This is a genomic window from Rhodococcus marinonascens NBRC 14363, from assembly GCF_001894885.1.
GTDB classification, from domain to species: domain Bacteria; phylum Actinomycetota; class Actinomycetes; order Mycobacteriales; family Mycobacteriaceae; genus Rhodococcus_F; species Rhodococcus_F marinonascens.
On record NZ_BCXB01000013.1, the window covers coordinates 85,376 to 99,203 of the forward strand.

At 63.1% G+C, this 13,828-nt stretch carries 16 protein-coding genes, 2 tRNA genes and 1 pseudogene; 10 read left to right on the forward strand and 9 right to left on the reverse strand.

Annotation, left to right across the window (positions count from 1 at the left end; all coding sequences use genetic code 11):
* Window positions 1–1,132 precede the first annotated feature (1,132 nt).
* Window positions 1,133–1,399, forward strand: coding sequence for a putative quinol monooxygenase (locus RM2_RS23450; RefSeq protein ID WP_072689202.1), 267 nt, complete (start codon window positions 1,133–1,135; stop codon window positions 1,397–1,399).
* A gap of 242 nt (window positions 1,400–1,641) precedes the next feature.
* Here RM2_RS23450 and RM2_RS11515 read toward each other — a convergent pair whose 3' ends face one another.
* The 6 genes and pseudogenes from RM2_RS11515 to RM2_RS11540 form a co-directional block, all read right to left on the reverse strand.
* Window positions 1,642–2,244 carry a hypothetical protein gene (locus RM2_RS11515; RefSeq protein ID WP_072689205.1) on the reverse strand — a complete coding sequence of 201 codons (603 nt, stop codon included), beginning with the start codon at window positions 2,242–2,244 and terminating at the stop codon, window positions 1,642–1,644.
* 57 nt (window positions 2,245–2,301) lie between these two features.
* Complete coding sequence (locus RM2_RS11520; protein WP_139277739.1) at window positions 2,302–3,015, reverse strand: hypothetical protein; 714 nt, start codon at window positions 3,013–3,015, stop codon at window positions 2,302–2,304.
* 264 nt (window positions 3,016–3,279) lie between these two features.
* Window positions 3,280–3,834 carry a hypothetical protein gene (locus tag RM2_RS11525; protein WP_072689209.1) on the reverse strand — a complete coding sequence of 185 codons (555 nt, stop codon included), beginning with the start codon at window positions 3,832–3,834 and terminating at the stop codon, window positions 3,280–3,282.
* Between the two features lie 91 nt (window positions 3,835–3,925).
* Window positions 3,926–4,270 carry a TfoX/Sxy family protein gene (locus tag RM2_RS11530; RefSeq protein WP_245813855.1) on the reverse strand — a complete coding sequence of 115 codons (345 nt, stop codon included), beginning with the start codon at window positions 4,268–4,270 and terminating at the stop codon, window positions 3,926–3,928.
* A gap of 39 nt (window positions 4,271–4,309) precedes the next feature.
* A complete protein-coding gene (locus RM2_RS11535) occupies window positions 4,310–5,101 on the reverse strand; it encodes a VOC family protein (RefSeq protein ID WP_072689213.1) in 792 nt (263 codons plus the stop codon).
* Between the two features lie 24 nt (window positions 5,102–5,125).
* Window positions 5,126–6,450: pseudogene (locus RM2_RS11540) on the reverse strand (TIGR03086 family metal-binding protein).
* A gap of 160 nt (window positions 6,451–6,610) precedes the next feature.
* On the opposite strand from RM2_RS11540, the gene RM2_RS11550 reads away from it, so the two are divergent.
* Complete coding sequence (locus tag RM2_RS11550) at window positions 6,611–7,612, forward strand: alpha/beta hydrolase (RefSeq protein WP_072689221.1); 1,002 nt, start codon at window positions 6,611–6,613, stop codon at window positions 7,610–7,612.
* A gap of 7 nt (window positions 7,613–7,619) precedes the next feature.
* On the opposite strand, the gene hisC is transcribed toward RM2_RS11550, so the two are convergent.
* Window positions 7,620–8,699: a histidinol-phosphate transaminase gene (gene hisC / locus RM2_RS11555; protein ID WP_072689223.1), complete on the reverse strand. Its 1,080-nt coding sequence runs from the start codon at window positions 8,697–8,699 to the stop codon at window positions 7,620–7,622.
* 73 nt (window positions 8,700–8,772) lie between these two features.
* Between hisC and RM2_RS11560 the strand changes: the two genes are divergently transcribed.
* The 6 genes from RM2_RS11560 (at window position 8,773) to RM2_RS11585 (ending at window position 11,994) form a co-directional block, all read left to right on the forward strand.
* Window positions 8,773–9,498, forward strand: a complete 726-nt coding sequence (locus RM2_RS11560) for a dienelactone hydrolase family protein (RefSeq protein WP_072689224.1) — start codon at window positions 8,773–8,775, stop codon at window positions 9,496–9,498.
* A gap of 95 nt (window positions 9,499–9,593) precedes the next feature.
* Window positions 9,594–9,685 (forward strand) — tRNA-Ser (locus tag RM2_RS11565).
* Window positions 9,686–9,727: 42 nt separating this feature from the next.
* Window positions 9,728–9,800 (forward strand) — tRNA-Arg (locus RM2_RS11570).
* Between the two features lie 258 nt (window positions 9,801–10,058).
* Window positions 10,059–10,262, forward strand: a complete 204-nt coding sequence (locus RM2_RS23895) for a hypothetical protein (RefSeq protein WP_139277740.1) — start codon at window positions 10,059–10,061, stop codon at window positions 10,260–10,262.
* Window positions 10,259–11,098: a helix-turn-helix domain-containing protein gene (locus tag RM2_RS11580; RefSeq protein ID WP_072689227.1), complete on the forward strand. Its 840-nt coding sequence runs from the start codon at window positions 10,259–10,261 to the stop codon at window positions 11,096–11,098. The genes RM2_RS23895 and RM2_RS11580 overlap by 4 nt, the downstream gene beginning before the upstream one ends.
* Window positions 11,095–11,994, forward strand: coding sequence for a DUF2637 domain-containing protein (locus RM2_RS11585; RefSeq protein ID WP_072689228.1), 900 nt, complete (start codon window positions 11,095–11,097; stop codon window positions 11,992–11,994). The genes RM2_RS11580 and RM2_RS11585 overlap by 4 nt, the downstream gene beginning before the upstream one ends.
* A gap of 116 nt (window positions 11,995–12,110) precedes the next feature.
* Here the strand turns inward: RM2_RS11585 and RM2_RS11590 are convergent, their stop codons facing one another.
* Complete coding sequence (locus tag RM2_RS11590; RefSeq protein ID WP_139277741.1) at window positions 12,111–12,566, reverse strand: hypothetical protein; 456 nt, start codon at window positions 12,564–12,566, stop codon at window positions 12,111–12,113.
* 166 nt (window positions 12,567–12,732) lie between these two features.
* On the opposite strand from RM2_RS11590, the gene RM2_RS11595 reads away from it, so the two are divergent.
* The gene (locus tag RM2_RS11595) at window positions 12,733–13,215 is read left to right on the forward strand and encodes a hypothetical protein (protein ID WP_072689231.1); all 483 of its coding nucleotides are present in this window, start codon (window positions 12,733–12,735) and stop codon (window positions 13,213–13,215) included.
* Between the two features lie 24 nt (window positions 13,216–13,239).
* Here the strand turns inward: RM2_RS11595 and RM2_RS24495 are convergent, their stop codons facing one another.
* Window positions 13,240–13,380 (reverse strand): hypothetical protein, encoded by a 141-nt coding sequence (locus RM2_RS24495; RefSeq protein ID WP_169846719.1) that lies wholly within the window; start codon window positions 13,378–13,380, stop codon window positions 13,240–13,242.
* Window positions 13,381–13,565: 185 nt separating this feature from the next.
* Between RM2_RS24495 and RM2_RS25895 the strand changes: the two genes are divergently transcribed.
* Window positions 13,566–13,775 (forward strand): DUF2510 domain-containing protein, encoded by a 210-nt coding sequence (locus RM2_RS25895; RefSeq protein WP_072689233.1) that lies wholly within the window; start codon window positions 13,566–13,568, stop codon window positions 13,773–13,775.
* Window positions 13,776–13,828: the final 53 nt, after the last annotated feature.

A 13,828-nucleotide genomic window follows, 5' to 3' on the forward strand; every position in this document is an offset into this window, starting at 1 on the left:
GTGACAGGACGTCACTCTCAAATCGGAGATCAACGCAGACCAGCTCTTACCGGACAGGGGATTTCCTGGAGTCCCAGAAGATGCGGAGATGATCTCCGTAACTGGGGGGGGGTGGACCCTCGACGGCGCTGCCCGCTTCGCCGTGGATGAGGTCCAGTACGAGTCCTCGCGACACTCTCGCGAGGGTTGATCATTTCGCCGGCCTCGACAAGATGATCTGCCAAGGGCGTACACAGCATGGGCACCCTTGGCTGGACGCAACCAGGGGACGGGGGCCTCCGGATCACCAGAAAGACCCCGTCTCCTCATTCCCTACGGCATCGACTGAGGGATTTCCCCCCGCTATCCGTGGCCACGTGCAGGAGGGGTGCCCAGCGTGCCCGTCGACGGCTCAGAATCGGTGTCAGAGGGGATAGCTGTACCCAATTTGCCTACGGTTGCGTGCCCGGAATCTGGCTCCGGTCATCGCTCCGAGTTGTCAGTGGCATTGCCGAAAAGTCAGCCGTCAGCACGAAAGATGGGAGCAGTGTTGACGGGCTCCCGTCCCGCAGTAGCTTCGTGGCCACACTTTGGCCACACTTGGCCTCAAGACTCGGTGATTCTGTGTGAGCGTCCGTGACGGTATATGCAGGTCAAAGCATTTTGGAGGCTCTGACCAGGAGGCTCAGGGGGGTCAAATCCCTCCGCTTCCGCAGTGGGAAACGCCCCTGATCTGGCGCAAATAGCCAGCTCAGGGGCATTCCCCGCGTCTAGCTGATAGCGGGCTTGGGGTTCGCGCACACTTTGCACACACGACGTGTACCCGAGCATCCGCCGTAGTGCCTTTCTTTGACGCAAGCCGACAGGGAAAGGCTCGCCGCGGTGTGCATATTCGGGCGGCGGTGCGCCGCTCGGCTCGGCCTACAACCGTGCAGTTGAGGCGCGGTACTCGAAACAGCCGCAGCGCGTGGCTGCATAGCGCCGAAACTCCAGTGTGATCGTCGCGCGGGACAAGCGGTCGATTGCGACGCTACGGCCAGGCACAATCAAATTGAAGGTCGTTGATTCCATCCGTATGAAAAGATGGAGAGTGCGCCGCACATTGGCGCCACAACTCGATAGGCGCACTCACTTCACCACGAAGGGAATCCCAATGCCGAAGGTAAATCTCGTCGCAACCCTCGAGGCGAATCCCGGATCCGAGGAGAATGTACGTACGACGCTCTCGACCGTCGAGGCAGCCAGCCAGCAGGAAGAGGGTTGTCGGCGATACGATGTGTGTGAATCACTATCGGCACCAGGGATATTCGTGGTGGTGGAGGAGTGGGCAGACGCCGGAGCGTTGTCAAGTCACATGGCGTCCCCACATTTCAAGACGGCCATGGCAACCCTCGACGGGCATGTGGTCCGTGCGTCCTAGCTATTGCGGCTCATGAGGTTGGTGGCGGCGACTGAGTCCCCGATAGCTGAGGGTGCGGGTTTCCGGCACACGATAGAGGCTTTGCTCTCGAGCATGGTCCAGGGGACGTTGCATCGGAGTCGGTAAGATCGCCCCGCAACGAATCGGCCAATTATGCAATACGCTCGGCCGGGATACTCCCGGCCGAGCGTTTCACATGTTGTAACGACCATCTGCAACACGGCAATGTTGCGGTTCGTCGGTCAGTTGCCTGAGCTGCCCAGCGAATCGAATAGGCTGCCGAGGTCGAGGCTGCCAAGGGAGCCGCTTGCCTTCTCGACGGTTACCTCGATCGGCTCGATCGCGACCGGCTCACCGTCGCCGACAGCGCAATCTGCTGTGACAAGGTAATCGCCCGGTTCGAGGCCCTCGACCGTGTAGGTTTTGGTTTCGCCCATGCCCGTCCACTCGTACGTTTCTCCATCGAAATCCCCCGACCACACGGCGTTGTCGAAATCCGTGATGTCATCGTCGGCCTTGAAGAAAAGGGGGCCGCAGGAGGTTTCGTGAGTGTTGGGATTTTCCACCTCGATGCTCACCGTATCGCCCTCGACCTCTACTTCCACCACAGGCGGCAAGACCTCGCTATCGATGCCGTTCGACCCGCTTCCGGTGTCCAGGCTTCCGGCGGCCAGGCTGCCGATGGCCAAGCTTCCGATGGCCAGGCTACCGATACCAAGGCTGCCGGAGCTGCCGGAGCTGCCGGTTTCTGCAGTGGCGATGCCGGGTGCGGCGAACGCGGTAACCGCGGCGAGGGCGATGCTTCCGCTCGCGATGCGCTTGACGATGGTGTTGGTCTTGCTCACTAACTCCCCCTAAATTCCTGTGTTGTGGAGCTTGCCAGTCGGGCATGCTACCCGGTGCTAGCGTTTCCGCGCGGCTTTCGCGGACTCTCGGGATTCGGTGCAGCTCAAAGCCCATCGGCATGTGGGTGTGGGCATTGGGCAGAGTGCTCGGTGGTGGGTTCCAATAGTTCCCGTCGAGCCGCGGCGCTCTACATCATCTAGCGACCATCTATGCGTGGCAGCGTTGTGACATCCAGCGAACCGAATGAGGTAGCGGAAAAGATAGGCGGCCGGCAGGGCAACCGAGAAATCGAAGGGGCCGAGCGAGCCGGTCTCCTCGCCCACCCTTACCCTCGTCGGATAGGCTGCGGCAGTCCCACCATCGGGGGTCGCGCATTGGGCTGTGACAACGTAATAGCCCGCATCTAGACCGTCGGTCTTGTAATCCTTGGTCTCGCCCTCGCGTGCCCAGTCGTAACCCACAAGGTTCTTCGGCCATACGGCAGCTTCGGGATCCGTGGTATCAGCGTCGTCAGGGAAGCCGGCCGCACCGCAGAAGGTTCCGACCGTGTTGGGATTCTTCAGCGAGATGCCCACCTTGCCGAGCCGGTCCGTCGCTCTCACCTCCGGCGCCAAGACATCGGTTTCTGCAGCGGCGATGCCGGGCGCGGCAAACACGGTGACTCCGGCGAGGATGATGCTTCCGATTGCGATGCGCTTGACGATGGTGATGGTCTTACTCACTAACTCCCCCCCAAAATTCCCGTGTTGTTGAGCTCGCCAGTTGAGCATGTTGACCGGTTCCGTTGGGTCCGCAAGGTTTTCGAGTCGACCCCTCGGATATCGGCTGGCTTCGGCAGGGACGATCTCCGCTGCCTCACTACCCGGCACGATCACCGATTTGCATCGACGAGGTCGCCCCGCAACGGGCCAAGTACGCGAAACGCCCGGCCGGGATAGTCCGGCCGGGCGTTCACGTGATCCAGCAACCATCTACAACCAACGATCTACAACACTGTCGGTGTTGCGGTTGACCGTTCAGCTGTCGGAACTGCCCTACGAACCGAATACGTTGTCGAGCGAGCCGGTCTCGCCACCAACTTTCACCTTGATCGGCGTGATCCAGGTACCTCCACTACCGGGGGTTCCGCACAACGCTGAGACAAGGTAGTTGCCGTCTGCGAGGCCGCTGAACGTGTAGTACTTGATTTGGCTTTCGCCAGTCCAGATGTTGGTTTCCGGGTTGAAACCATCTGGCCACAAGGCCTTGTCGAAGTTCCTGGTGTCGACTTCGTCGGCCTTGAAGAGCATCGCACCGCAGTTGGTGTCTTTTGCGTCTCTATCATTGTTGGGATTCTCAACACTGACGCTTATCGTCTGATCCTCGACGGTCGGCCTCACCTTGGGCGCGGAAACACCGGATTCGCTGTCGCTCGACCCGCTGCTCGATCCCAGGCCGCCCAGGAACTTTGTGCTGCCGGCCCCCAGGCTTCCTGACCCCTTGCTGCCGGTGTCTGCAGCGGCGATGCCGGGTGCAGCGAACGCGGTGATCGCAGCGAGGGCGATGCTTCCGCCCGCGATGCGCCTGACGATGGTGTTGGTCTTGCTCATTAACTCCCCTTAGAGTTCCTCTGTTGTCGAGCTTGCCAAGCTGGCAAGCTACCGGTCTCTCTGGGGCTGATCGGTTTTGGGGTCACCTTTGTTACTTGGCCTGCTTCGGCGGGAGTCCCCCGACGTCGGTGAGCGCGCGTTCCACCCACGGTCCCGAAAGATCCGGGCTCTCCCGCCAGTGCTCGGGGAGTGCGAGGTATTCGCGCATGGGTCGTTCCACCGGACCGAATGGGCTCACGCCGTCCAAGGAAGACAGCTCGTTCTTCGCGTTGTCATCGAGGAGCCGTACCCCGACGCTCGATCCGAAGAGGCCCGCAAACATGTTCCCGTTCACAAAGGCTCCAAGGTTGCCGAACATCGGTTTCACCTCGATGCCGGGCCTGTCGGGGATCAGTGAGCGGAAGAACTGTTTGTCTTCCTCAGTAGGTTTGGGCATCTGCATAGAGTGAAGCTCCTCCCTCGATTACGGCGCGGACTACTGTCCCGGTGACGGCTCGGGAGTCATGATGCTGAATACTGCGCCTTGCGGGTCTGCTACGCCGGCCATCCGTCCGACAGTAGGGATGGTCACCGCCTCTTCCACGATCTTCCCGCCGAGTTCGACGACCTTCGTGGCGCTCGCATCGACGTCCTCGACCGCGAAGTACACGCGCCAATGGTTCGGGGTGCCGTCCACCTGTGGACGGGTGCATCCGCCGACTTGCTCATCGCCCGCGTGCAACACGGTGTACGTGTTGCCCGGACCCATCGGCATCTGTGTGGTCGAGAGTCCGACGACGCTGCCGTAGAAGGCGACAGCCTTGTCGACGTCGTTGGTGTTGAGTTCGCTCCAGATACAAGCGCCGGGATCCCCGACGAGAGTGGCGCCGATGTGCTTGTTCGCCTGCCACAGTCCGACGGGCGCGCCGGTCGGGTCGGCGACGAATGCCATGCGGCCGGCTTCCATGACGTCGAACGGTGGCATCAGAACCTGACCACCGGCGCCGGCAACCTTGCCGACGGTTTCGTCGACATCATCGACAGCGATGTAGGTGTTCCACATCGCCGGCGCGCCGGCCCGCGCGACGTCCGGAGATTGGGGCGCTATGGCAGCAACCTGCTCGCCGCGGACGGTGGCCATCGAATAGATGGGACCTTCAGGCATCGGTTGGTCGTCGTAGTCCCACCCGAGTAGTTCCGAGTAGAAAATCTTCGCCGCGGCCTGGTCGCTGACCTGCACGTCGAACCAGTTCGGTGTTCCCTGGGCATATTCCGACTTGGTAGGCATGACAATTCCTTTCGGTGTGAGGGTTCAGGCCGTCGAGAGAGAACGGCCGGTGTACGCGATCAGACGCTCGAGGGAGTCGGTGGTGTGCTCCGCGGGAAGCGCTTCCGCAAAGCCCGTTCCGGTGCGGTCTCCCGACGGGATTATGGTGTGAGCCAATCCGAGAACGTATTCGGCGAGGGCGGGGTCTACCACTACGTTCCGATCGACTGTTGCAGCTAAATCCCAAGCATGAACTAGGAATTCGAGCGAAAGAATGCCCACGACCATGGTTGCGGGCATCGGGTTCGCGCCGAGCGTCACCGTGCCGTCCAAGCCGCGAGCACGCCATGCCTCCAGTGCGGGCTGAGCCGCGTCGGCGATTCGGATCTCGAGCGGTTTCGTGGGGTCGTCGTCGACTTTCGCGCCGACGGCGCCCCCGAGGTTCATGATGGAACGGACGAGATGATCGGCCAATTGCGAGACGGTGAACTCGGCGCACGGAGTCTGCCTCGACATGTCACCGTCCGTGAAGTCGCGCAACACTCGTTGCACGACAGCCAATGCCGCTTCGGCACTTGATAGTTCGTCCAGTGGATCGGGCACGGCTGCCCACTCGTCCGGGCCGGCGTCGCCCGTTTCCGCGGTGGCGACGAGACGGTCCAGATAATGGTTCCAGCCCTCTGCGTGGCGGGCAGCCTGGACGTCGTCGAGGCCGTCGTGGACCAGTCGCACCTCGGTCCCGCCGTTGATGGGCGTCAGTGTCACCGCGACGGTGGACGATCCGGGCGGGAGTTCGTCGTCGCCTTCCCACCCCCACGTGAAGACCACGCGCCGGCCGGGTTCGATTTCGCGGACGGTGCCCGCGGCCGAATGACCGGGAACGATGGTCCATCGGTACTCGCCGCCCGCATGTAAGTCGACGCGGGCCGCGATGGCCTGCCATCGACGTAGTCGTTCCGGTTTGGTGACGAGGTCGAACGTGGCGTCCGGGTCCAGCGGGACGATCACGGTCTTGTCGAAAGGCATCAGCTGTCTCCTTTGGATGGTGCTTACTCGGTGGCGTCTTTCTCGGTGGCGTCTTTCTCAGTGGCATCCTCGACGAGGCGGCGGAGTTCGTCTATCCAGAACGAGTCGAAAAGGGCGCGAAGTTGCGCGAGCCCTCGGGGGTCGAGTCGGTAGTACCTGAAGCGTCCGTCCTTGCGTGAAGTCACCAGCCCTGCCTCGGTGAGCACTCGGAGATGTTGCGATATCGCAGACCGGCTCGCCGGGAAGTGGTCGGCAAGGTTGTTGACGGTCTGTTCCCCAGATGTCAGCAGTTGCATGAGACGTCTCCGAGTGGGTTCAGCTGCGACTGCCAACTGATCGAGCACCTCCAATACGTTAGTGACAGCTAACGCATATCGCAAGAGGTGCCGGGAACTTGACGCGCACACTTATCGCAAATCCTCTAGTCTCGGCGTGACCGCGAGTGTTTCGCACTACGTAAATCGGGGCGGGGGTCACACCGTCCTGGGAAGATGAGGTTTCTGGATGCGTCGCCAAGCATTCGCTGCTTTCGGGTTGGCAGTGTCCCTGACTCTTCTGGGGTCGGGGACAACTGCTGTCGCCGAACCTTCGCCCGCTCCGCTCGCACCACAGGGAAGCGGGGCGGCGAGCATCGACGAGATCGTGAAGCTCACCGACACGCGTAGCGCTGTCTTTGTCAATTCACCGTCCATGGGCCGCGTGATTCAGGTACAGGTCCTGCATCCGGCCGGTGACGGGTCGCGACCCTCGCTGTACCTGCTCGACGGTGTCAGTGCCGGTGAGGAGTCGAACTTCCAGGAGAGCACCTGGACGCAGCAGACCGATGCCGTCCAGTTCTTCGCCGATAAGAACGTCAACGTCGTGCTGCCGGTGGGTGGCACCGCCAGCTACTACACCGACTGGCTACTGCCGGACCCCGCACTCGGTGTCAACCAGTGGGAGACGTTCCTGGCCAACGAACTTCCGCCGATCATTGATGCGAACTTCAACGGAAACGGAGTCAACGCCGCCGCGGGTGTGTCGATGGGCGGGATGGGCGCGGCCAATCTCGTCACCCGGCACCCGGATCTCTACACCGGCCTGGCCTCCTACAGTGGATGCCTCGACAACACGCACCCCAGCGCGCGCGAGTCGGTTCGTGGCACCGTGGTGTTCAAGGGGGGGAACCCGACCAACATGTGGGGCCCCGGCGCCGATCCGGCCTGGTCCTCACATGATCCCTGGGCGAATGCCGAAGCCCTGCGCGGAAAGCAGATCTATATCTCGACAGGCAACGGACTCCCCGGGCCGTATGACAACGGGACCGACCTGTTGTCGACGATCGCGATCGGTGGTCCTCTCGAGTTGGCGGCGCACCTCTGCACGCTCACGTTCCAGGATCGACTGGCTCAACTCGACATCCCGGCGACGTTCAACTACCGCCCCAACGGCACACATTCGTGGCCGTACTGGCAAGACGAACTACGCACTTCGTGGCCGGTCTTGCAGCAGGCGCTCGCAGCCTGACCCGTCTCTATCGGCCGACCATGAGGTTCGCCGTCGAGCGGGCATCGTCGCTCCCCGCGAACGCGAGGAAGGCGTCGTTCTCGTGGGGATCGCCGATCGTGATGCGCACCCCGTCGTCCCCGTAGGGTCGCAACAGCACGCCGGCTTCGGCGCTCGCCGCTGCGAACGGTCGCGACCGGGTACCCAACGGGAGATAGACGAAGTTGGCTGCCGATTCGGCAACCTTGTAGCCGGTCGACAGCAGGGCGTCGCGCACCCGGTTCCGTTCCGCGATGACGCCGTCGGTGCGGGCCAGGAGTTCGTCGGACGCTGCCAGCGAGGCGATCGCTGCGGCCTGCGCGACGGCGTTCACGGCGAACGCGATGTGCACCTTGCCCAGTGCGGAGATCACGGCAGGGTCGGCGACGGCGTAACCCACGCGGATACCGGCCAGGCCGTAAGCCTTGGAGAAGGTTCGGAGAACCACCAAGTTGGGACGGTCGCGGAACAGCGCGATGCCGTCGGCGTCGGACCGGTTGTACTCGAAGTAGGCCTCGTCGAGCGCCACGAGAATGTGCGTGGGAACGGCATCGAGGAACCGCTCGAGTTCGGTCTTGGTCAGAGCGGTGCCGGTGGGATTGTTGGGGTTGCAGACGAAGATCAGTCGGGTGCGGTCCGTGATCGCCGCCAGCATGGCGTCGAGGTCGTGACCGTGGTCGGCGGTGAGCGGAACTCGTACCGGCGTCGCGCCCGCCACCTGAGCGACGACGGGGTAGGCCTCGAACGACCGCCATGCGAAGACGACCTCGTCTCCGTCGATACAGGTGGCCTGAACCAATTCCTGGCACAGGCTCACCGAACCGCACCCCGCGGCGATGTTCGCTGTGGCGACACCGAGGTGATCGGCCAGTGACGCGATCAGGGCGATATGACCGTTGTCCGGATATCGGTTGGCGTTGTCGACGGCGTCGGCGATCGCCTTCCGCACACTCGGCAACGGACCCAGTGTGGTCTCGTTGCTGGCCAGCTTGATCGCACCCGGAGAGTTCTTGCCGGGCACGTAGGCCGGGATCGTGTCGAGATCTGCCCTTGTTCGCGGAGTTTCCATTCGCGGAGTCACCAGGCGATTATGCGCTTCCCGATCCCGTGCGCCACCGTCCCCTTCGTGCCAAGGTGGTGGAATGCCGGGATTCTTCAAGGACACTGCCGCTCTCCGGATGGTCGGCGACGCGCCCGCAGGCCCGCGAGCGGACGTTCCGCTCACCGCGATCGAGCCGGACGGTCCTACTCGGGGCGGGATCGTGGTCCTCCACGAGTCGCGCATTTTCAGTGAACCTCTCCTCGATCTGATGCGGTCTCTCGCGCTCGAGGGGTGGGTGGTGGTCGCACCGCACTTGTTCTACCGGGAACCGGCGCACGGCGCGGCCGAAGTCTTCGGCGAATCGTTGTTCGCGGATTTCGACGCCACCTTCGACTGGCTGGTCTCACGCGGCGTGTATGCCGATTGTGTGGGTGTGCTCGGCTTCGACGACGCGGGCACCGCGGCAATGCTCGTTGCCACGACGCGTCGAGTCGGCGCCGTCGTGAGCGTGGCCGCCCGCGGGATCGTCGAACCGCTGTCGGCGGAGGCTCCCGCGTTGGTTCAGGCGGCACCCGATCTGAAGGCCCCGTGGCTGGGTCTGTACGGGGAGGACGACCCGTCCACTCCCCACGCGGATGTCGAGTTGTTGCGTGAGGCCAGCGCCAGGTCCGACGTCGCGGCGCTCATCGTGAGCTACGCCGGACTCGCGCATCGCGCGGACGAGCCGCCCCAGGTGCCCGATGGGCAGGAAGACGACCCGATTGCGGAGGCCATCATCGACGCCCAGCGGCGGATCTTCGACTGGTTCGACAGTCACCTGCGGTAGCGTCCCGGCTCTTCGCTGACCAGCAGTTTTGTCTTGCGCTGGAAAGGTGTGTAATCTTTCGCTCCGGCGGTCCGAAGGGATCGGAACCACCCCAGGGAGGCGTGCCAGAGCGGCCGAATGGGACTCACTGCTAATGAGTTGTCCCTTTTACGAGGGACCGGAGGTTCAAATCCTCTCGCCTCCGCCAGACCGGTGATAGTCGGCCGGTAACCGAAAACTGAATATCTATGCGCCCGTAGCTCAACGGATAGAGCACTTGACTACGGATCAAGAGGTTAGGGGTTCGAATCCCTTCGGGCGCACAGAGAAAACCCCAGGTAGAGAAGCTTTCTACCTGGGGTTTCTTCTATTTCTGATGGTCTCAGATGGTTCTGGATAGTCCCAGGTAATCGTGAATGACGGACAGTTATGAGGCAGTACAGAGACAGCAGGATTTCGGCGCGGAGGCCCGATCTGCTTGGACTGGGGTGTACGGTGAAGCCCGTCAACTAAAAAAAGAGACCCCGGCACCTGCTAGACACAGGCCCGGGGCGTGGTCCGACTTAACTGAGGAGTCGAACGTGCATCAGCATACGTGTATCTACACGCGCCCACAGCTCATGGGGCAGCGTTTCGAGGACGCTCTAAAATACCTCGCCACCATTACCCCCAGCTCTGATCCGATCGCCGCCGTCCACGGCTTGATCCATCAGCAGCTCGAAGCGAACCTCTTCTTCGATGCCCACGAGTGGGAGACCCTCGGCACCACGGTGGTGACCCGATGAGCATCCGCATGATGACATGGGTCCTCGACGAGGCCCCGGTGAAGGACTCCACTCAGACGCTCGTGCTGCTGTGTCTGGCCGACTGGGCCGACGACAGCGGCCTGTGCTGGCCGTCGATCGACTCGGTCGCACGCCGCGCACGGTGCAGTGAATCGACAGCACGTCGCTCGGTACGCAAGCTCGAGGATGCCGGACTCCTCGTCCGCGAAGGCTTCTCACGCGGACGCGCCACGAACCGCTACCGGATCATCACCAACCCCGGCAAATCGACCGGGTTGGGGTCGGATACGGACAGTTATCCACAGGTCACCAACCCCGTCAAAATGACACCCTGTCAAATTGACCGGGTTGAGTCGCCAACCCTGGCACCGGTGACCGCCAACCCTGGCGTGGGTGACACCCCAACCCTGGCACCGGTGACACCCGAACCATCATTGAACCCCCAAGAACCGCCAGCAGCTGCGAGCGGCGGCGGCGAACTCGATGAAACAACCACCCGGATCGACGAACTCGAATCCGTGATCCGGGCAGTGGGACTCGCTGCCCGCTTCGATCGGCTCTCGGCCCATGACCGGACAGCGATCCGCCACCTGATCGACCTCCACGGCGCCCAGGCCCTCGCAGCACACGCCAAGGCCCAGCACCGGCCGATGGACCCGGCGAAGTTCGCGAACGCCTGGATCGAGTCGTGGAAGGCGCTTCCCGCTCCCGGATTCCTGACCGTGCAGCTCAAACCCGCCTGCGAGTGCGACAACGGCTGGCTCGACGCCGACACCGCCTGCCCGACCTGCCGACCGAACCTCCTGCCCCGCGCACGGATGGAGGGCAACCGGTGACCCGCCTCCGTTTCGATGCTGTCGTGATGGTCGGCCTGACCTACGCGCTCGCCGCTTTGGCGTTCGTGCTCTCCTACAGCAAGTTGACCGAGCTTGCGGGCCGTGGCGGCTACAGCCCAGTCATGGCGTTACTTTGGCCGCTGATCGTTGACGGTCTCGCGGTCGCGGCAACGGTTGGTGTGATGCGGATGCGCTCACGTGGGTATGCCTGGTGTCTCCTCCTGGCCGGCACCGGGGTGTCGGTCATTGCGGCTGTTGCGACTGCCTTGCTTCCGGGTGAGCAGCCGCCTCCTGGGGCGTTGCCGCCTCTCGCTTCCGCCGCGGTGTCGGTGGTGCCGCCGCTGTTTCTGCTCGCCATCCCTCACCTCGCGGTGAAGCTGCAACGCGAACTCGCAGCCGAGGGTGCGCACCTCGCACCGACTGCGAACTCGCAGCCCACACCGGAGCCTGCGCGCAGTGCCACTGCGAAGAGCGCACCCGCGAAGGAGCCTGCGAAGAGCACAGCCGAAACCGTGATGTCGCAGCCGAGCAACGCACCCGCGAAGAGCACGCCCGACGTCGCACCTAGCAGTGCGCCGGCCGACCGCGCAGTGCGAACCGCTTCCGACCTGCACGCTTCGCACGTCGCACCCGCGAAGGGCGACTGGAACTCGCAGCCGCACGTCGAGGCCGAGGACGTCGCACGCACCTCGCAGCTGCACCTCGTCCCCCGCGAAGCTGCGCAGCCCGAGGTGCTCAGTGTGAAGCCGCCGACCGCCGCGAAGTACACCCCTGAGCAGATCGCAGAGGCCCTCGCACTCGTCGCAGCCGGGGTTTCGCAGCGCGAAGCCGGGCGCCAGATCGGAGCCTCCGGGAACGCAGTGCGCGGCTGGGTTGCGAAGGCGCAGGCGGGCTGACACGCCCGACGAATCGCCCCCACCTGAGAAGGTGGGGGCGTCTCAACGTCTGAATGGAAGTCCGGCCGAACGAGGTGAAGGCCCCGCCGGTGTGGCGGGGCCTTCGTGGTCTCGGGTCAGCTGTCGAAGATCGATTCCAGCAGCTGGCTGACGATTACGTTTACGCTGCCGAAGGTTCGATCTTCGAAGGTGATCTCGAATGGCTCGGCCGTGCCCACGAATGTCCCCCAACGCTCGCCGCCATCGGAAGCGTCACAAGACCAATCGATGGTGTGTTCCCCGCGCACCTTGGCGGTAACCCTCACACTATCCGCGCTGCCGGGTTCGACATCCATGATGACGTCGCGAAACATAAAGCTCCCCAAATTGCCGGATATAGGCCGGGATGTGTACGTAGTGCACTCGATCTTCGACTCGCTGTTGTTGGTGATGGTCACGATCATGTCCTTGCCCTCGGTTGTCGCCGAGAGGGTGACGTCCTCGGGTGCAGCCTGGGCAGGTGCCGCGAACACGGTAGCCAGGAGCGGGGCGGCGACCACTGCGGTTATCGCGGCGCGAACGGATGTCTTCAAGGATTCCTCTTTCGTCGGTGATGTTGCGTTGTGCGGGAGCTGATGCTGCCATCACATACCGACCGGGTGGGTGGCTGACACGCCCCTAGAGACGACGAAACGCCCCCACCTTCCCGAGGTGGGGCGTTGTCATGCCAAGAAGCGGGGTGTGTGGTTTGATTCGCGGATGAATCGGACAATCGCCACAATCGCCCTGTCGTCCACCGCCGTGCTACTGCTCGGCGCGTGCGGCGATTCAGGCGCATCGACGTCGGCCGCATCCTGCTCGGACCCCATCGCTATCGAGAACGCCGACTTCGCGGCGACAGCCTCTTCCGTCCCTTTGCCAGACGATGCGATCCTCGTCGGCGGGCGGTACACCGCGATCAGCGGCGAGCCGGGCATGTTCGGCGCGGCGATCGACATATGCGACCCCGCCGTCACGACGGCAGACGATCTTCGCCCTATCGCGACGGCATACGCGAAAGCGCTCAAGGCCTCACCCCTTTCCGGCCAGATCTCGAAGGTGTGGGTCGAGAGCTATCAGGTCGATGGCGACGAGGTGATCAATGATGTGAAGGTCAAGGATTCTGACTTCCAGATGCATCTCTGGAACGGGAAGCCGTCCGAGGAATTCGAGTTGACTCGGTGGGAGGTCATCTCCGGCTAGCTCCAACGCTGACACGCCCCTGCCTCATCCCGACGTGGGGGCGTCTTCGTCGCGGTCACGGAGCATCGCCAATTCCCAGCGCACGAAGTCGATGGCCTCCAGAGGTTTCGGGTCGTCCGGGTCTCCGCCTTCATCGCGGATCGCGGCCGCTTCTTCGGGGTCCATATCTGGTGTGACGCAGCGGCCCGGCGTTCGGTTCCCACGGAACGGCGAATCGCCCCCCACTCGACGGTGGGGGGCGTTGTCGTGTCGCACCCGGACGCGACGACGCCCCCGGGGTGCACGCCCCGGAAGGCATCCGTAACGTCCGGTCCGTCTGGTATGAATCGGGAGTGACTGAGCAAACTCCAATGCCCGCAGGGTGGCGCATCGACCCTGAGAATCCGACCATACAGCGCTACTGGAATGGGTCCAGGTGGACCGAAGCCACGCGAGATCCTGTAATTCACGTAGAGGTTAGGCCGTCGCAGATCATGCCTGCGATAATCGGATCGATCCTAATCTCGTCAGTGATCATCTTCATCGCGTTGAGCATGATCAATGCGGCAGGAGGATTCTGACCCATGAAGCAATTCGCCGCCTTGGCCAAGGCTTAACCCCAGCAGCCCGCCAA